Source organism: Burkholderia aenigmatica, from assembly GCF_902499175.1.
GTDB classification, from domain to species: Bacteria; Pseudomonadota; Gammaproteobacteria; order Burkholderiales; family Burkholderiaceae; genus Burkholderia; species Burkholderia aenigmatica.
On record NZ_CABVQC010000002.1, the window covers coordinates 198,279 to 216,725 of the forward strand.

18 protein-coding genes are annotated in these 18,447 nt (G+C 66.8%); 3 read left to right on the forward strand and 15 right to left on the reverse strand.

The window, feature by feature from the left end:
* Positions 1–39: 39 nt before the first annotated feature.
* Positions 40–1,056 (reverse strand): zinc-binding alcohol dehydrogenase family protein, encoded by a 1,017-nt coding sequence (locus tag BDO18943_RS02695; RefSeq protein ID WP_175021125.1) that lies wholly within the window; start codon positions 1,054–1,056, stop codon positions 40–42.
* A 122-nt stretch (positions 1,057–1,178) separates the two neighbouring features.
* On the opposite strand from BDO18943_RS02695, the gene BDO18943_RS02700 reads away from it, so the two are divergent.
* Both BDO18943_RS02700 and serB read left to right on the forward strand, forming a co-directional pair.
* Complete coding sequence (locus tag BDO18943_RS02700) at positions 1,179–2,120, forward strand: LysR family transcriptional regulator (RefSeq protein ID WP_175021126.1); 942 nt, start codon at positions 1,179–1,181, stop codon at positions 2,118–2,120.
* 167 nt (positions 2,121–2,287) lie between these two features.
* A complete protein-coding gene (serB, locus tag BDO18943_RS02705) occupies positions 2,288–3,133 on the forward strand; it encodes a phosphoserine phosphatase SerB (RefSeq protein ID WP_175021127.1) in 846 nt (281 codons plus the stop codon).
* Positions 3,134–3,220: 87 nt separating this feature from the next.
* On the opposite strand, the gene BDO18943_RS02710 is transcribed toward serB, so the two are convergent.
* The 4 genes from BDO18943_RS02710 to rimO form a co-directional block, all read right to left on the reverse strand.
* Positions 3,221–4,402, reverse strand: coding sequence for a cystathionine beta-lyase (locus BDO18943_RS02710; RefSeq protein WP_175021128.1), 1,182 nt, complete (start codon positions 4,400–4,402; stop codon positions 3,221–3,223).
* 113 nt (positions 4,403–4,515) lie between these two features.
* On the reverse strand, positions 4,516–5,058 hold the full coding sequence (locus BDO18943_RS02715) for a hypothetical protein (protein ID WP_175021129.1): 543 nt from the start codon (positions 5,056–5,058) through the stop codon (positions 4,516–4,518).
* A gap of 166 nt (positions 5,059–5,224) precedes the next feature.
* Complete coding sequence (locus BDO18943_RS02725) at positions 5,225–6,151, reverse strand: sugar kinase (protein ID WP_175021130.1); 927 nt, start codon at positions 6,149–6,151, stop codon at positions 5,225–5,227.
* A gap of 3 nt (positions 6,152–6,154) precedes the next feature.
* Complete coding sequence (gene rimO, locus BDO18943_RS02730; protein WP_175021131.1) at positions 6,155–7,516, reverse strand: 30S ribosomal protein S12 methylthiotransferase RimO; 1,362 nt, start codon at positions 7,514–7,516, stop codon at positions 6,155–6,157.
* A 283-nt stretch (positions 7,517–7,799) separates the two neighbouring features.
* Between rimO and BDO18943_RS02735 the strand changes: the two genes are divergently transcribed.
* On the forward strand, positions 7,800–8,054 hold the full coding sequence (locus BDO18943_RS02735) for a hypothetical protein (RefSeq protein ID WP_043188332.1): 255 nt from the start codon (positions 7,800–7,802) through the stop codon (positions 8,052–8,054).
* A gap of 84 nt (positions 8,055–8,138) precedes the next feature.
* Here BDO18943_RS02735 and BDO18943_RS42495 read toward each other — a convergent pair whose 3' ends face one another.
* The 10 genes from BDO18943_RS42495 to BDO18943_RS02780 form a co-directional block, all read right to left on the reverse strand.
* The gene (locus tag BDO18943_RS42495) at positions 8,139–8,456 is read right to left on the reverse strand and encodes a dihydrofolate reductase family protein (protein WP_235995764.1); all 318 of its coding nucleotides are present in this window, start codon (positions 8,454–8,456) and stop codon (positions 8,139–8,141) included.
* 18 nt (positions 8,457–8,474) lie between these two features.
* A complete protein-coding gene (locus tag BDO18943_RS42500) occupies positions 8,475–8,672 on the reverse strand; it encodes a dihydrofolate reductase family protein (protein WP_235995766.1) in 198 nt (65 codons plus the stop codon).
* Between the two features lie 141 nt (positions 8,673–8,813).
* Positions 8,814–9,854, reverse strand: a complete 1,041-nt coding sequence (locus BDO18943_RS02745; RefSeq protein WP_175021132.1) for an NAD(P)/FAD-dependent oxidoreductase — start codon at positions 9,852–9,854, stop codon at positions 8,814–8,816.
* 216 nt (positions 9,855–10,070) lie between these two features.
* Positions 10,071–10,856, reverse strand: coding sequence for a lysozyme inhibitor LprI family protein (locus tag BDO18943_RS02750; RefSeq protein ID WP_235995768.1), 786 nt, complete (start codon positions 10,854–10,856; stop codon positions 10,071–10,073).
* 473 nt (positions 10,857–11,329) lie between these two features.
* Entirely contained in the window at positions 11,330–11,896 is a 567-nt protein-coding gene (gene phaR, locus BDO18943_RS02755; RefSeq protein ID WP_012363978.1) for a polyhydroxyalkanoate synthesis repressor PhaR, read from the reverse strand.
* Between the two features lie 119 nt (positions 11,897–12,015).
* Complete coding sequence (locus tag BDO18943_RS02760) at positions 12,016–12,756, reverse strand: 3-ketoacyl-ACP reductase (RefSeq protein ID WP_074802607.1); 741 nt, start codon at positions 12,754–12,756, stop codon at positions 12,016–12,018.
* 121 nt (positions 12,757–12,877) lie between these two features.
* A complete protein-coding gene (locus BDO18943_RS02765; RefSeq protein WP_175021134.1) occupies positions 12,878–14,059 on the reverse strand; it encodes an acetyl-CoA C-acetyltransferase in 1,182 nt (393 codons plus the stop codon).
* Between the two features lie 99 nt (positions 14,060–14,158).
* Entirely contained in the window at positions 14,159–16,024 is a 1,866-nt protein-coding gene (locus BDO18943_RS02770; RefSeq protein WP_175021135.1) for a PHA/PHB synthase family protein, read from the reverse strand.
* Positions 16,025–16,384: 360 nt separating this feature from the next.
* Positions 16,385–17,224: a peptidoglycan editing factor PgeF gene (gene pgeF, locus BDO18943_RS02775; protein WP_175021136.1), complete on the reverse strand. Its 840-nt coding sequence runs from the start codon at positions 17,222–17,224 to the stop codon at positions 16,385–16,387.
* Between the two features lie 6 nt (positions 17,225–17,230).
* On the reverse strand, positions 17,231–18,439 hold the full coding sequence (locus tag BDO18943_RS02780) for an RluA family pseudouridine synthase (RefSeq protein WP_175021137.1): 1,209 nt from the start codon (positions 18,437–18,439) through the stop codon (positions 17,231–17,233).
* Positions 18,440–18,447: the final 8 nt, after the last annotated feature.

Genomic DNA, 18,447 nt, shown 5'->3' on the forward strand with positions numbered 1-18,447 from the left:
TTGCGTTCGCGGCGCCGCAACCTTACGTGCGATGCCCGCTCAAAAGCCGCTCAGCACGAGCTTGCCGATCGCGCGCCCGGCCTCGAGCAGCTGGTGCGCGCGCCGCACGTTCGCCGCATTGATCGGGCCGAGCTGCTCGCCGAGCGTCGTGCGCAGCGTGCCGCCGTCGACGAGCCGCGCCACTTCGCCGAGGATCCGGTGCTGCTCGATCATGTCCGGCGTCTCGAACATTGCACGCGTGAACATGAATTCCCAGTGAAACGCGGCGCTCTTCGCCTTCAGCAGTTCGACCGGCACCGGCTTGTCGTTCTCGACGATCGTGCAAATGCCGCCCTGCGGCCGGATGACTTCCGCAGCGGCAGGGAAATGACGATCCGTGTCGTTGAAAATCAGCACGTAGTCGACGTTCGGATGCCCGGCCTCGCGCAACTGTGCGGGCAAGTCACCGAAATGGTCGACCACCGCATCCGCGCCCAGTGCGCGCACCCAGTCGGCCGACGCCGGCCGGGACGCGGTCGCGATCACATGCAGCTTGCCGAGCGTCTTCGCGAGCTGGATCGCGATCGAGCCCACGCCGCCCGCGCCGCCGATGATCAGTACCGACTTGCCGGCGTCCGCGCCCTGCGGCGACACGCGCAGCCGGTCGAACAGCGCTTCCCATGCGGTCAGCGCGGTGAGCGGCAGCGCGGCCGCCGCGGCGAAATCGAGCGTGCGCGGCTTCAGCGCGGCGATCCGCTCGTCGACCGTATGGAATTCACTGTTCGCGCCCGGCCGCGTGATGCTGCCCGCGTAGAACACTTCGTCGCCCGGCCGGAACCGCGTGACGTCGGCACCCACCGCGACCACCGTGCCGGCCGCATCCCAGCCGAGTACGCGCGGGGTGTCTTCGACCTGCGGCTTCGGCGCGCGCACCTTGGTGTCCACCGGGTTCACGGAAATCGCCTCGACCTTCACGAGCAGGTCGCGCGGGCCCGGCACGGGCTGCGGCAGCTCCACGTCGAGCAAGGCCTGCGGGTCGTCGATCGGCAGATAACGGGTCAGTCCAACGGCTTTCATCACGAAACTCCTTCAGGAAATCCTCCGGGCCACGGCGCGGCCCCATGAACGTCATCGTAGGCAACCCGATCATTTGAGAAAACCGCTATATTTCCTGAAACATTTTCAGGATTTTCAGAATAATGGCCTCCGATCCGATTCCGGCTCCCGACAAACCGCTCGACCTGCTCGACGTCGCGCTGTTCGTGCGCGCGGCGCTGCTCGCGAACGTCACCGCGGCCGGGCGCGAGTTCGGCGTGTCGGCCGCGGTCGCGAGCGCGCGCATCGCGCAGCTCGAGCGCCAGCTCGGCGCACGGCTGCTGCACCGCACCACGCGCCGCATCAGCCTCACGCAGGACGGCGAAGTCTTCATGGCGCACGCCGACACGCTGCTGTCGGCCGCCGACGCCGCGCGCGCGTCGGTCGGCCACGGCCGCACCGAGCCGTATGGGCGGCTGAAGGTGTCGATGTCGTCGTCATTCGGCCGCCAGCATGTCGCGCCGGTGATTCCCGCGTTCCTGCGCCGTTATCCGTCCGTGTCGTTCGACCTGCGGCTGTCGGACGAGATCGTCGACCTCGTCGACGACGGCTACGACGTCGCAATCCGCCTCGGCACGCTGAAGGATTCGACGCTCGTCGCCCGCAAGCTCGCCGCAAACCGCCGCGTGCTGTGCTGCTCGCCCGCCTATCTCGCCGAGCACGGCACGCCGCGCCATCCGGCCGACCTGGCTCAGCACGAGTGCGTGATCCTCGGCGACCAGCGCGACTGGTCGTTCGCCACGCCGCAAGGCCCGCTCACGGTGCGGGTCGGCGGCCGGCTCGTCGCGAGCAACGGCGAGGCGATCCGCGAAGCGCTCGTCGACGGCTTCGGGATCGCGATCAAGTCGACCTGGGACGTCGGCCCGCTGCTCGCGAGCGGCGCGCTCGTCACGGTGCTCGACGACTATCCGTTCGCGGAAGACATCGCGATCTGGGCCGTCTACCCGAGCCGCGCGCACGTCCCGCTGAAAACGCTCGCCTTCATCGCGTTCCTGGCCGAGCATTTCGGCGATCCGCCGTACTGGGATCGCGCGGACAGGCAATGACCGCCGCACCGCGCGCGGTTTCGATCCGCCCCTGACCGCCGCGCGCGGCCAACCGGCTACAATGGCGCGTTCGCCACGCAAGGGCCCGACGCCGGACGGGGCCCGCATCGGCAGGCGGCCACCCGGTGGCCGCGTACGCATTTCATTCGCTTCCCAACCATCCCGTCATGACCCACAACCTCGTCATCCAGAGTCTTGCGCCGCTGTCGGACGCCCATCACAAACCGCTGCTCGCGCTGTCGCGCGGCACCCGCATCGTGCGGATCGACGATCACGCGCTGCGGATCGACGACGCGAGCCCGGCGCAGCGCCTCGACATCGACGCGTATTGCGGCACGCACGCACTCGACTTCGCGTTCGTCGAGGCCGGCCGCACGCTCGGCGATTTCGGGCTCGCCGTGATGGACATGGATTCGACGCTGATCACGATCGAGTGCATCGACGAGATCGCCGATTTCTGCGGACTGAAAACGCAGGTCGCCGAGATCACCGAAGCGTCGATGCGCGGCGAGATCCGCGACTTCAACGAAAGCCTCACGCGCCGCGTCGCGCTGCTGGCCGGGCTCGACGCGCACGCGCTCGAACGCGTGTACGAGGAGCGGCTGCAACTGACGCCGGGCGCCGAGACGATGCTTGCCGGCGTGAAGGCTGCCGGCATGAAGACGCTGCTCGTGTCGGGCGGCTTCACGTTCTTCACCGAGCGGCTGAAGGCGCGCCTCGGCCTCGACTACGCGCATGCGAACACGCTCGAGATCGTCGACGGCAAGCTGACCGGCAAGGTGCTCGGCGAGATCGTCAACGCCGACGTGAAGGCACGCCTGCTGCGCGAGACATGCGCGTCGCTCGGCCTCGAGCCGAGCCGTGCGATCGCGATGGGCGACGGGTCGAACGACCTGAAGATGATGGCCGAAGCCGGGCTGTCTGTCGCGTATCACGCGAAGCCCGTCGTGCGCGACGCGGCGACGGTCGCGTTCGATCACGTGGGCCTCGACGGGCTGCTGCGGCTGTTCTGATCCTGCGGAATCCGCAATGAAAAACGCCGGCGCGATATTGCATCGCGCCGGCGTTTTGTTTTTCTGCTGAACGTAATCGGCTAGCGATCAGCCCAGCGCAGCCTGCATCGCGCGCTCGATGTCCGCACGCAGGTCGGCTTCGTCTTCCAGGCCGACATAGAAACGCACCAGCGTGCCGCGATGCGGCCAGTCCGGACGCATCGACGCGACGTCGTAAGGCATCGCAAGGCTGCACGCGCCGCCCCAGCTCCAGCCGATCGCAAACAGTTCGAGCGACTCGACGAAGCGGTCGACCTGCTCCGCGCTGTAGTGTTCGTCGAACACCACCGAGAACAACCCGCCCGCGCCGGTGAAGTCGCGCACGAACGATGCGTGCCCCGGGCAATCGGCGATCTGCGGATGCAATACCGCCGCGATCTCCGGCCGCGCCTTCAGCCATTGCGCGAGCGCAAGCGCGCTCTTGCTGTGTGCGTCGAAGCGCACCTGCATGCTCGGCAGGCTGCGCAGCACGAGCGAGCAATCGTCGACCGACACGCCGACGCCGCAGCGCATCCGCGCGAGCTTCAGCTTTGCGTGCAGTTCCGCGTTCGCGGTGATCGTCGCACCCATCAGCACGTCGCTGCCGCCCGACTGGTACTTGGTCAGCGCCTGCACCGAGATGTCGACGCCGTGTTCGAACGGCTTGAACGCGAGCCCGGCCGAGAACGTGTTGTCGATCGCGGTCACGACGCCGCGTGCCTTCGCGGCCGCCGCGATCGCCTGCACGTCGGGCACTTCCATCGTCACCGAGCCGGGCGCCTCGATCCAGATCAGCCGCGTGTTCGGCTGGATCAGGTCGGCGATGCCGGCGCCGATCAGCGGATCGTAGAAGCGCGCGGTGATACCGAAATCCTTCGCGAGCCAGTTGCCGAAATCGGCGTTCGGCCCGTACACGTTGTGCGGAATCAGCACGTCGTCGCCGGCTTTCACGATCCCGAAGTACACGTTCATGATGGCCGCGAGGCCCGACGGCTGCAGCAGCGCATGGGTGCCGCCCTCGATCTCGGCGAGCCGCTGCGCGAGCGCGAGCGACGTCGGCGTCGCGTGCAGCCCGTAGCGCCACTGGTTGTCGTTGTGCCAGACGAGCGCACGCATCGTCGCGAGATCGGGGAACACGACCGTCGACGCGCGCGCGACCGGCGGCACGAACGAACGGAAGCCTTCCGGGATCACGTCGTCGGGTTGAACGATACGGGTTTGCAGCGCGCGCTTGGGAGTGGATGCAGTCATGACAGGAAGCCGGGCACGAGGCCGTTCGGTTGCGGAATATGTCGCTAGATTAGCCAAAATCGGCGCGGCTGGCCCGGTACAATGCGCGCCGCGCGCACCGAGCCAGCGCGGGTTCAGTCGTCGGTGCGCAGATTGACGACGCCGCCCACCGTCTCGATTTCCTGCACGCGGCCGTCGCGCACCTGCAGCGCCGCGCGCTTGCCCGGCGCAAGCCGCAGCACGACGGGCTGCGGATCCGACTCGTCCGAATTCATCCGGTCGGCCTTCAGGTCGCCCGTCGCGTCGAAGCGGCCGATCCACACGCCCGTGATGTTCGTGCCGTCGTTCGACTCCTCGATTTCGAGCGTGTCGCCATCGCGATCGCCCGCGAGCAGCACGACCTCGCCCGTATCGGCAAACTGGTATTCGCCGTGCACGCCTTCCTCGTCTGTCTTCGGGCCGAGATGCACGACGATCGGCCGGTCGCCGAGCGTGCCTTCGTAGCGCGGCAGGCGGGCGAACTCGGGATTCGGCTTCAGCGGCCGCGCCAGTGCCGGTTCATCCTGCTGCACGCCCGGCGCGACGGCCTGCGCCGCGACCACGCCCGGCATCGCCATGCCCGCCGCCAGCGCGCCCGCGACGACGAGCGCCCGTTGCCATTGCGAATATCGACCCACCTTGTGTTGCTCCTTGCTTCAGATTCGCTCGAAAATCGCGGCGATGCGCTGCCCGCCGCCGATACACATCGTCACGAGCGCATATCGGCCGCCGATGCGCTGCAACTCGTACAGCGCCTTGCATGAATCGTTCGTGCGGTGCCGTGGCCGGCGTGCGCAAGCCGCGTCAGCCTTGCATCAGGCGCTCCACCGCATCGCGGTGCGGAATCGGCGCGACCGCACCGTAGCCCGTCGTCGACAGCGCCGCCGCGGCGTTCGCATAACGCGCCGCCGCGAACGGATCGTCGCCCGCGACGATTCGCGCGACGAAGGCACCGCCGAAGCAGTCGCCCGCACCCGTCGCATCGACGGCTTCGACCGTGAAGCCCGGCACGACGCGCCGCTCGTTCGGCGTCGCCACGTACGCACCTTCCTTGCCGAGCTTCAGCGCGACGACCTGCGGCCCGTGTTCGAGCATCGCATCGACGATCGCGTCGCGATCGTTCGCGCCCGTGAGCGCCGTCACGTCGTCCCAGCTGGGCAGGCAGATGTCCGTCTGACGCAGTGCCTCGCGCATCACCGCGCGAGCGCGCGGCAGCGGCCACAGCTTCAGGCGCAGGTTCGTGTCGAAGCTGACCTTCGCGCCGTGGCGGCGCGCATGGTCGGTCGCCGCGAACGCGGCGTCGCACGCAGCCGTGCTGATCGCGAGGCTGATGCCCGACAGGTGCACGGCCTTCGCGGCGGCCAGCGCGTCGAGCGGCAGGTCGCCCACCGCATAGCGGCTCGCCGCCGAGCCTGCGCGCAGGTAGTCGAACTGGTGACCGTCGGCGCCGTGCGTGACGAAATACACGCCGGTCGGCGCCGCACGGTCGATCCGCACGTACGTCGTGTCGACGCGCTCCGCGCGCCACATGTCGGCCAGCAGGCGGCCGAACGGATCGTCGCCGATCGCCGACACGAAGCCCGTCGACGCACCCTGGCGCGCCGCGGCGATGCAGAAGTTCGACGTGTCGCCGCCGAAGCCCTGCAGGAATTCAGGCCGGCCCGGCTGCGACTGGTTGAATTCGATCATCGCCTCGCCGAGCGCGAGGATCTCCGGAAATGCGGCGGTCATCGCTTACACCTCGCCCCACAGATCGTGGCCGTCGGCGCCCGTGATCTTCACGGACACGAAATCGCCGACCTTGTAGCGCTTCGATGCCTTCGCCGCCGGCTCGACATAGACGACGCCGTCGATCTCCGGCGCATCGGCCGCCGTGCGGCCGATCCCGCCTTCCTCGCTGACTTCGTCGATCAGCACCTTGAGGGTCTTGCCGACCTTGCGCTGGATGCGGTTCGCCGACACTTCCTCGGCAACTTCCATGAAGCGCGCGCGGCGCGCTTCGCGGACTTCATCCGGCAGCGCGCCGTCGAGTTCGTTTGCAGTCGCGCCTTCGACCGGCGAATACGCAAAGCAACCGACGCGATCGAGTTCCGCCTCGCGGATGAAGTCGAGCAGCGTTTCGAACTGCTCTTCCGTCTCGCCGGGGAAGCCCGCGATGAACGTGCTGCGGATCGTCAGGTCCGGGCAGATCTCGCGCCACTTCTGCACGCGCTCGAGCACCTTCTCGGCGTTCGCCGGACGCTTCATGCGCTTCAGCACTTCCGGATGCGCGTGCTGGAACGGCACGTCGAGGTACGGCAGCACGTGGCCCTTGAAAGGACCTTCGGCCATCAGCGGAATCACTTCGTCGACGCTCGGATACGGATACACGTAGTGCAGGCGCACCCATGCGCCATACTGCGCGGCGAGTTCGCCGAGCGCGGCGACCAGGTCGGTCATGCGCGTCTTGATCGGCTTGCCGTTCCAGAAGCCCGTGCGGTACTTCACGTCGACGCCGTACGCGCTCGTATCCTGCGAGATCACGAGCAGTTCCTTCACGCCCGACTTGAACAGGTTCTCGGCTTCCAGCATCACTTCGGCAACCGGGCGCGACACGAGGTCGCCGCGCATCGACGGGATGATGCAGAACGTGCAGCGGTGGTTGCAGCCTTCGGAAATCTTCAGGTATGCGTAGTGACGCGGCGTGAGCTTGATACCGGCGGCAGGCACGAGATCGGTAAACGGGTCGTGCGGCTTCGGCAGGTGCGAATGCACGGCCTGCATCACTTCGCCCACCGCGTGCGGGCCGGTGACGGCGAGCACCTTCGGGTGGACTTCCTCGATCAGGTTCGAGCCGCTGGCGCTCGACTTCGCGCCGAGACAGCCGGTGACGATCACCTTGCCGTTCTCGGTCAGCGCTTCGCCGATCGCGTCGAGGCTTTCCTGCACGGCTTCGTCGATGAAGCCGCAGGTGTTCACGACGACGAGGTCGGCTCCGTCGTAAGTACCGGAGATTTCATAACCTTCGGCGCGCAGTTGCGTGATGATCTGTTCGGAGTCGACGAGCGCTTTCGGGCACCCGAGGGATACGAACCCTACTTTGGGGGATTGGGACATCTGGAATGTGGGGGCGTGGCAGCAAAAGCGTGAGTTTACAGCGATTTAGTGTCCGGCGATCCAAAAACGAGCGGTTGACGACGATACGCGTCGCCCGCTCGAATGCCCGGCGCGTTCCGGGCCTGCCGTTGAGCCGGATCTGATATGCCCCTTCATTTCTGGCGCAGCCGCGTTGCGGCTCTGTCCCCAACGCCCGTCAGCCAGCAAGAATCGCCCCGGCGCCGCTGCCCGCTATGAGAAAATCCACGCGTCCATCCTTTTCAATCGACCCAACGGGGCTCGCATGACCACCCACATCACGATCGAATTCACCGAACACGCAGCGGAAGCCATCGGCGAACAGACCAGCACCAGCTTTTCGTATGACCAGGGCGCGCATGTGCCGCAACCGGGCGACTTCGTCGAGCTCGAGAATTCGCGACAGACGTTTTTCGTGATCGGCCGCGTGTTTTCGCTCAAGGCCAACTACAGCGCCGTCAAGCTCGTGCTCGACCTGCCTCCGTCGGACGACGGGCAGGATTTCGATCCGGTGCACTGACGCACGACGAGACGCGTGACGCGCGTCTGAACCGGTGACCATGCAGCGCCTGCACGGGGCGCTGCGTGCATCGCCACAACCGCGTCAATCCCGTCTGGCCGGCACATACCGGGCCTGCATCAACCCGCTCGGCAACCGCTTCGTATCGTCGAGCTGCAGCCGTGTCTGCGGCAGGTCGTTGCCGAACAGCGGAATCCCCTTCCCGAGCACGATCGGCACCCAGCTGAGCGTGATGCTGTCGACAACGCCGGCCACGATGCCTTCCCGCGCCGTCGTGCCGCCGTCCAAATACACATGACGATGGCCTTGCTCTGCCAACCGGCCGAGCAGTGTCGTGAGCGCCCCGTCGAAGGGTTCTTCGCCGTGGCGCGAAGCCAGCTCCCGACGGGTCATGACCACCATCCGCTTGCCGGCATAGGGTCACGGGTCAAACGCAATCACCGTGTCGTACGTGTTGCGCCCCATCACGATCACGTCGATGTCGTTCATCAACGACGTATAGCCGGTTTCATCCGGCGAGTCCGACGAAAACGCCTCCAGCCATGACAGATCGCCGTTTTCGCCGGCGATGAATCCGTCGAGACTGAGGGCGAGAAATACGCTGACTCGAGGGCGCATGCAGGCATCCTTTCGAAAATGTAAGGATTGCGAGTATAGCCACGATCGCCGCGCGTTGCCGCTGCGCTGACAGGACGTCCCCGTTTTCGGGGGCGGCATCGCCCGTCGTCGGTTCGATCGCCCCCGCTCTCCCTCGTCGAATTACGCGCCCGTGATCGAGCTGGCGGCCAGTCGCCCAAGCTGGGGGGCCAGGATCACGCCAGGATGCGCCACGACGGCATAGACGCCCGTCACGCCCGGCAGAAATCCGTTGATCGGCACCCCGTCGTTCGTCATCGGCCGAAGCGCCGATTTCGCGGAGAGCGGCGTCAGGGTCGGTGGATCGGCAAACAACGCTGAAATGTCCGAGGCCGTACGCTCAGCGAGCGCTGCAAGCCCGCTGTCGCCCTCTTCCGGAGCATCCGCGGCCGACACCAGGCTGCCCGACGGGCCGACACGCACTTCAAGATCCTGCCCGTAGAGCAGGTGGCTGATGAGACCCGGCTCGGCAGCAAAACGCATCAACACGGCCGGCTTCTCGCGAACGGGCAAGGCCACGCCCAGGCCCGCGGCGATGGTAACCGCGGAAGCGGCATTCGCCAGGACGACGACATCCGCCGGCACATGCCCATGCGCGGTATGCACACCGACAGCGCGTCCATTGCGCGTTTCGACCGCGTCGACTGCGCAACCGCACCGAACCTGCGCGCCGGCGGCTTGCGCACCGGCCAGCAACTGATGCGTCAAGTCGATCGGCTCGACCACGAAATCGTCCGGTGCCCACGCAATCAACTCGGGAAGCCGCGCAAGACGCGGCTCCATCCGGGCCACCTCTCGACGACCCAACGCTTCCATGTGCACGCCGGCCGCGCGCTGCTCGTCGATCAATGCTGAGGTCTGCGCATCCGTGTCCAGCCAGACGAGCGCCCCGCGCGTCGTCACCGGCAACGGGCCCAGGTCGCGCGCCAGCCGGGCGAACTCCGGGAGCGCTGCGAGCGTGCGGGAGAAGCTGGACGGGTTTTCAGAAGGAAGCGCGCTGCCGGTACCCACCCAGCCGAACGACCAGTGAGTCGCGCCGACTGCGGCCGTCACCTGCTGTTCCAGCAGCGTGACCTGCGCGCCCGATCGCGCAAGATGCCATGCGGTGGATGCGCCGACGATGCCGCCGCCGACCACGACGACGCGGAGCGTGTTGTTTCCCATGAGTGACATTCGGACGTTGCGGGATTCCGACTATACCGTCCACCCCTCTTCGCCGCTGTGCGGTTGCCTGCCGCCCGGCATCGCGAAGCATCCCGCCCGCTCGCTCGGCCTGGCATCAAAACGATCAATCGATCGACATCCGCTGCGCCTGACGCGGACTAAGGAAACGAAAAAGCCCGCCGACGCGGGCCTTGCTCAAACACTCGATACGGCACGTCACCGCATGTCCGGAAACACCGACGCCTTCAGGCACCGTTCGAACCACATCGCATCGTCTCCATCGCCGATCGGCCACATTTCCGCATCGAGTTGCGGCAACCCGGCTACCGGCGCTGACGCGTGATTATCGCCACCGGACGTCCCCGCCCGCATCCACGCCGAATGCGCTCCACCGTTGTCGCACGCACTCCCATGCGCCTGCGCTTCGCAGAACGCCACGGGGCGCACCTTCCCGCCGTCCGCCGCGCTCACCGACCGGTACTGATAGACCGCGCCGGTCGCCCAGTCCTCGCTCTGGCTGCAAACCCGCGCTCGATGCTGCACATGGACCGCGCCGAAGCACGCATACGAAACGTGCGCGCCACTCGCATCGTCGGGAAGGAAATCGCAGTTTGCATCGAAACCGGTGAGCGGGCCGCCCGTGTATTTCGCGAGCCACTGGCGCTCGGCCTGCGCACGCGCGATCAAGCCTTTGCTCGATTGATCGGCCAGCACCGCGGTGCGCCGATCGATGGCCTTGCGCACTTCGTCGACGGCCAGCGGGTGGCCTTCGTAATCGGCGTCGAGACGGTTGTTGCGCGCGTCGATCCAGCGGCGCTGGCTACGCACCAGCATGTCGCGGATAACGGTATCCGGCGCGGCCTTCAACGCACCCGCATAAGCCGAATTCATGCGCGCGTCGGCCGCGCGCAACGCGGCATTCGCGCAGATGCGCTTCTCGATCGGTTGCACGGCTTTCGCGCAGTCCATCGCAAAGGCCGGTACCGCCACGCCAATGCCCATCGTGAATATCGCAGCAAGACCGGCCTGCCTGCGGGCCCATGCCATTCGAATCCCTCGCATGCTCTCTCTCAATCGGTTTTTTTTGGTCGCACTGCATCGATGCCGCATCGCCCATCACGGCCTGTCGTGCCCGGTCGCCGATACGCATTTCGCAGAAGGCAGCGTCCATGCTTCGCCGTGCAGCGCCGCTCATGGTACGCGCGCCGGCAGGAATGCACACCATCCGGCGTGGCATGTTCCGGGTTTCCTGCGTAGGTGACTGGATCTCGATCGACTGGACAACGGTCATGCACGCCCGACCCGGCGCGCGCATTCGGTACCGACGGCCATGAACGACCGTCGGCGAGAGGGTTCGGCAGGCGGCGGCCGCACATCGTCGCGCCCGTATGCACGATCGGCCGACCCGCACCGCGTGGCTTCGCGGCACCGACGCCCGACGGGTTGCCCGCCGCGGTCGGCCTGCCGCGAAACCGTTACTTCTTTTCCGGCTCCGTCGCGCCCGGCTGCTTGAACGGGAACGTGCTGAACATCGACTTCGCCTGGTTCTGCATCTGCTCCTGCATCTGCACGAACATGTTCTTCGACTGCTCGATGTAGCTGGTCATCATCCCTTGCATCATCGGCGCCTGCATGTTCATGAACTGCGACCAGACTTCCGGATTCATCGCATTGCCTTCGTACAGGTTCTTCGACTGATCCGCGAGCTTGTTCTGGATGTCGATGAACGCCTGGATGTTCTTTTCCAGGTACGTGCCCATCATGCCCTGCATCGCATGCCCGTAGAAACGGATGATCTGCGACAGCATCGACGACGAGAACATCGGCACGCCGCCGCTTTCCTCTTCGAGGATGATCTGCAGGAGGATGCTGCGCGTCAGGTCTTCGTTGGATTTCGCATCGACGACCTTGAAGTCCTCCTGCTCCAGCACGAGTTGCTTCACGTCGGTCAGCGTAATGTACGTGCTTGTCTCGGTATCGTAGAGCCGGCGGTTCGGGTACTTCTTGATGAGCCGTTCGGCCGTCTTCTTTGTAGTAGTCATGTAACGCCTTTGAGTGCAGCGTAGCGCAAGTGACGAATCCCCGCCGCCCGAATCCGGGAGGCGGGGGCCTTCGGAACACGCCCGGCTGCGCGGCCACCCGGCCCGCGCAGCGCGGACGCTCAGCCCATGTGCAGGCCGCCGTTCAGCGAGAAGTCGGCGCCCGTCGCGAAACCGGAATCGTTCGACGCGAGCCACGCGACGATCGAACCGATTTCCTCCGGCCCGCCGAGACGCCGCACCGGGATCGTCGCGACGATCTTCTCGAGCACGTCCGGGCGAATCGCCTTCACCATGTCGGTGCCGATGTAGCCCGGCGACACGGTATTGACCGTCACGCCCTTCGTCGCGACTTCCTGTGCGAGCGACATCGTGAAGCCGTGGATGCCGGCCTTCGCGGTCGAATAATTGGTCTGGCCGAATTGCCCCTTCTGGCCGTTCACCGACGAAATGTTGACGATCCGGCCCCAGCCGCGCTCGACCATCCCGTCGATCACCTGCTTCGTCACGTTGAACAGGCTCGTCAGGTTGGTGTCGATCACGGCGGTCCAGTCTTCGTGCGTCATCTTGCGGAACACGACGTCGCGCGTGATGCCCGCGTTGTTGACCAGCACGTCGATCTCGCCGACTTCGGCCTTGACCTTGTCGAACGCTTCCTTGGTCGAGTCCCAGTCGCCAACGTTGCCTTCCGACGCGATGAAATCGTACCCGAGCGCCTTCTGGTCCTCGAGCCATTTCACACGGCGCGGCGAGTTCGGGCCGCAACCTGCGACCACCTTGAAGCCGTCTTTCGACAGGCGCTGGCAGATGCTGGTGCCGATGCCGCCCATCCCGCCCGTTACGTACGCAATTCGCTGAGACATAAATCTCACTCCATTTTTTGGTTTCGAGAGCTGCCGGAGGCCCCCTCTGACTTCACGGGACGCCGGCCGAAGCCGCAATCGGCCGGCACCCGGATTCGGTTCGCTGGTCGCGAATGGCCGGTTACGGACGCTCGACCGCGAGCGCGACACCCATCCCGCCGCCGATGCACAGCGACGCCAGCCCGCGCTTCGCGTCGCGCTTGGCCATCTCGTGCAGCAGCGTCACCAGGATCCGGCAGCCCGACGCGCCGATCGGGTGCCCGATCGCGATCGCCCCGCCGTTCACGTTCACCTTCGACGTGTCCCAGCCCATCTGCTTGTGCACCGCCAGCGCCTGCGCCGCAAATGCCTCGTTGATCTCCATCAGGTCCAGGTCGCCCGGCGTCCAGCCCGCGCGCTCCAGCGCACGGCGCGACGCCGGCACCGGGCCCATCCCCATCACGCTCGGATCCACGCCCGCGTTCGCATACGCCTTGATCCGCGCCAGCGGCGTCAGACCCAGCGCCGCCGCCTTCTGCGCCGACATCACCAGCACCGCCGCCGCGCCGTCGTTCAGCCCCGACGCGTTTGCCGCCGTCACCGAGCCGTCCTTCGAGAACGCCGGCTTCAGCCCGGCCAGCGAGTCCGCCGTCACGCCGTGACGCACGAATTCATCGGTGGCGAACTGCAGCGGCTCGCCCTTGCGTTGGGGGATCGCCACCGGCACGATCTCGTCGTCGAAGCGACCGGCCTTCTGCGCGGCTTCCGCCTTGTTCTGCGACAGCGCCGCGAATGCGTCCTGCTCTTCGCGCGTGATCCCGTATTCCTTCGCGACGTTCTCCGCCGTGATGCCCATGTGGTACTGGTTGTAGACGTCCCACAGGCCGTCGACGATCATCGTGTCGACCAGCTTCGCATCGCCCATCCGGAAGCCGTCGCGCGAGCCCGGCAGCACGTGCGGCGACGCGCTCATGTTCTCCTGACCGCCCGCGATCACGATCTCCGCGTCGCCCGCGACGATCGCGTTCGCCGCCAGCATCACGGCCTTCAGGCCCGAGCCGCACACCTTGTTGATCGTCATCCCCGGCACGGCCGTCGGCAGCCCGGCCTTGATCAGCGACTGGCGCGCCGGGTTCTGGCCCGAGCCCGCCGTCAGCACCTGACCCATGATCACTTCGCTGACCTGCTCGGGCTTCACGCCCGCACGCTCCAGCACCGCGCGGATCACCGTCGCGCCCAGCTCCGGCGCCGCAATCTTCGCAAGCGAACCGCCGAATTTGCCGACCGCGGTCCGCGCGGCCGATACGATCACTACGTCCGTCATTTCCCTTTCCTCCAGGCCCGCACGACACGGCGCATCGCTACCGGCCCTGTTAAAAAAACTGCGGTGCATCGGACAGCGTGCGCCGCTGTCCGGTTTTCGTCAATCGCGCTGCAACACGTAGCGGCCCGGCGCCGGCTCGATCACCGGGAACTGCGCAGTACCGGGCTGGGCGGGCGGCGCCACCTTGCGGCCACCGTACTGGTCGAGCCATTCGACCCAGGTCGTCCACCAGCTGCCCGGTTGCTCGGCCGCACCGGCGAACCACGCGTCCGCCGACTCGGGCAGGTCGCCGTCGTTGACCCAATAGCTGCGCTTTTTCTTTGCCGGCGGATTGATCACGCCTGCGATGTGCCCCGACGCGCCCAGCACGAACTTCAGCGGGCCCGACAGGATCGACGTCGACGCATAGGCCGTCTGCCACGGCACGATGTGATCCTCGCGCGAGCCGTAGATGAAGGTCGGCACGTCGATCAGCGTCAGGTCGACCGATTCGCCGCACACGGTCAGCGCACCCGGCTCGCGCAGCTTGTTCTCGAGATAGGTATGGCGCAGGTACCACGCGTACATCGGGCCCGGCAGGCTCGTCGAGTCGCTGTTCCAGTACAGCAGGTCGAACGCCGCCGGCGTGCGGCCCTTCAGGTAGTTGTCGACGACGTAGTTCCACACGAGGTCGTTCGGCCGCAGGAACGAGAACGTGTTCGCGAACTCGACGCCGCGCATCAGCCCCGGCTGCGTGCCGTTCTTGCCGCCGATGGTCTGCTCGCGCATCTGCACGTGCGCCTCGTCGACGAACACGTCGAGAATGCCGGTGTCGGTGAAGTCGAGCATCGCGGTGAGCAGCGTCATCGATGCAGCCGGATGTTCGCCGCGCGCGGCGAGCACCGCGAGCGCGGTCGCGAGCATCGTGCCGCCGACGCAGAAGCCGAGCGTGTTGATCTGCTCGCGCCCGCTGACCTGCTGCACCGCGTCGATCGCCGCGAGCAGCCCTTCGTTCATGTAATCGTCCCACGTCTTGTGCGCGACCGACGCGTCCGCGTTGCGCCACGACACGAGGAACACCTGGTGCCCGTTCGACAGCGCATGCGCGACGAGCGAATTCTCGGGCTGCAGGTCGAGGATGTAGAACTTGTTGATGCACGGCGGCACGATCAGCAGCGGCCGCTCGAACACCTTGTCGGTCTTCGGCGTGTACTGGATCAGCTGAATCAGGTCGTTCTCGTAGACCACCGCGCCTTCCGTACACCCGAGGTTCCTGCCGACCACGAACTGCGATTCGTCGGTCTGCGAAATCTTGCCGCGCTGCATGTCGCCGAGCAGGTTCATCATCCCTTGCCGCAGGCTCTCGCCCTGCGTCTCGAGGATCGATTTCTGCGCGTCGGGATTGAGTGCGAGGAAGTTGCTCGGCGCGGCCGCGGCCGTCCATTGCTGGACCGTGAAGCGAATGCGCTCGCGCGTCTTCGGATCGGCCTGAAGCGCGTCGGCCAGCTCCTGCAGATAACGCGCGTTGAGCAGATACCACGCCGCCGCGAACGCATGCGCCGGCGACGCTTTCCACGCATCGCCGCTGAAACGGCGGTCCTTCAGTTCGGGCGACTCGAGCTTCGCGGCGGCCGCCTGCTGCATCAGCGCCATGCAATCGCGCGCGTAGTCGGCCTGCAGCGCCTGCAGCCGCTCGGGCGGAATCGCGGCGGCCGGCAGCTTGAGCCCGGCGAGCGGCGAGGCCATCGCGCCGAGATCGGGCATCGACGGCATCTGGAACGGAAACGATGTCGGAAACTGGAATGTTGCGAACGGATTCACGGTGGCGGACGCAGTCGCGGCGCGTGCCGGATCTGCAAAACCGCGCCACGCGTTCAACCACGACTCGAACATCTGCTGCATCGGCTGGGCGGCCGGATCGAAACCAATGCTGCCCGTGGAAGTGCCCGCCTGAGCGGACGTCGACGATTTTTTCGATGCTGTCATTACCTGCCTTACCGGTGATTCGTGAGCGTCTATCGTGAAATCCTGCTCGCGCGCGGCATGCCGGCGGCGAGCCGGGCCGTCATGCTCTGGAGAGGCGTCTCCAGATTCTGCCGCAGTGCGGTATTTTTATCATTATCGTTTTCCCCATGTGAAGCGCCATGTCAAACCACTGACCATTTCCGCACGGAGATAATCCTCGCGCAACAGACGGGACAAGGGTTCCGGCGAAACATAAAACATTTTGGCCGACTTGACTTTGCGATTTTTCATTCAATCGCGCATGCCGCGCGGCATGACCGCCTAAATACCGAGATAACCCGATTTTGCGGCGCAGCAATCCACACGCGCATGCGCATCCCGTCAATCGGCCAGCCAGATCGCCGCCGCCATGCGACCCGTCACGCGGTCGCGCCGGTACGAATAGAAACGCGCCTGTTCGGTAACCGTGCAGGCCGTCCCTCCGCTCACGTGGGCCACGCCCGCACGCGCGAGACGCAGGCGCGCGAGCGCATAGAGATCGGCCAGAAACTTGCCGGGCGCGCCATCGATCGCGACGAACGCAAGCCGGGTTTCATCATGCTCCGACTGCGGGGCCGTGTCGAGAAACGCGTCACGCACGTCGGCGCCGACCTCGAACGCCCGCGGGCCGATCGCCGGCCCGAGGTACGCATGAAGCGCGTCCGTCGCACCGCCCGCCAGTGCCGCGACACGCGCCGCGGTCTGCTCGACGATGCCGGCCGCCAGCCCGCGCCAGCCCGCATGCGCGGCGCCAACCGCGCGGCCCTGTGCGTCACACAGCAGCACGGGCAGGCAATCCGCGACCATCACGACGCAGACGGCACCCGCCCGGTCGGTGACGCTCGCATCGGCCTGCACCGGCGCCGCAGCGGCGGGCGCCGCTGCGATCACCTCGTCCGCGCGCACGATCTGCGCGCCGTGAACCTGCTCGAGCCAGGCAGCGCTCGACTGGCCTGCCAGCGCGAGCAGGCGCGCGCGATTCCCGGCGACATGGGCCGGGTCGTCACCGGTATGCAGGCCGAGATTCATCCCGCCCGGCAGCGCGTCTCCGCCCTGCCAGCGCCCGTACGGGCCTTCGCTCAGCCCGCCGTCGCGCGTCGTGATCAGCGCACGCACGCGCGGCGACACCTGCCAGTCGGGCTGTACGCAGTCCTGCCACGTCAACGGCGCCAGGTTCGTCATCGGCACTCACTCCTCCTCATCGTCCAGGTCCGGCTCGTCATCCTGATACTCGCCGCCGAAATCGTCATCGTCGTAGACACCGTCATCGTCGTCGAATTCCTCGTCGCCCTGCCCGAAGCCGAGCGCCGCGACGAGTGCGTTCATGTCGTCCGGCAGCGGGCAGCGCCATTGCATCGCCTTGCCCGTGACCGGATGCACGAGACCGAGCCGCCACGCATGCAGCGCCTGCCGCGCGAACCCGTCCGGCAGCGGCGTGACCGAGCGCTTGCCACGCGCACGCCCGTACACGGGATCGCCGAGCAGCGGGTGCCCGGCGTGCGCGCAGTGCACGCGGATCTGGTGCGTGCGACCGGTCTCGAGATCGCACTGGATCGCCGAAACCGGCTGACGTTGCCACAGGCATGTGTCAACCGTGCGGAAATGCGTGCGCGCGGGCTTGCCCGATGCGCCCGTGACGACGGCCATGCGCGTGCGTTCGCGCGGATCGCGGCCGATCGGCGCGTCGATCGTGCCTTCCTCGGGCATCGTGCCCCACACGAGCGCGAAATAGCGGCGCTTCACCGTGCGGGCCTGCAACTGGCGCACGAGGTCCGTCTGTGCGGCCAGCGTGCGCGCCACCACCATCAGGCCCGACGTTTCCTTGTCGAGCCGGTGGACGATCCCTGCGCGCGGCAGGCCGGCCGCCGCGTCGCCATAGCGATGCAGCAGCCCGTTGAGGATCGTGCCGCTCCAGTTGCCGGCGGCCGGATGCACGACGAGGCCGGCCGGCTTGTTGATCACGACGAGCGCGTCGTCCTCGTAGATCACGTCGAGCGGCACGGGCTCCGGCGTAAAGGCGAGCTGCTCGGGGAGCAGGTCGGGCACGAGTTCGATCTTCGCGCCGAGCGGCACCGGCTGGCGGATCTTGGCCGGCGCGCCGTCGACGAGCACGCGCTGCGCCTCGATCCAGCTCTGCAGGCGGCTGCGCGAGAATTCGGGGAACAGTTGGGCGAGCGCCTTGTCGAGGCGTTCGCCCGCGAGCGACAGCGGCACTTCGACGACGCGCGGCGCCTCATCGACCGCCGCGGACGGCACGACGGGCGGCTGCATTGCGTCGCCGGTCAGATCGTCATCGAGGGAATCCCCCGAGGCAGCGTCGGCGGGCCGATCGCTTGGGCTATAATCTTCGCGATTTGGTGTGCCCGGCTGGGCATTCTGCGAACTTGAACGGGTCATTTAGACTG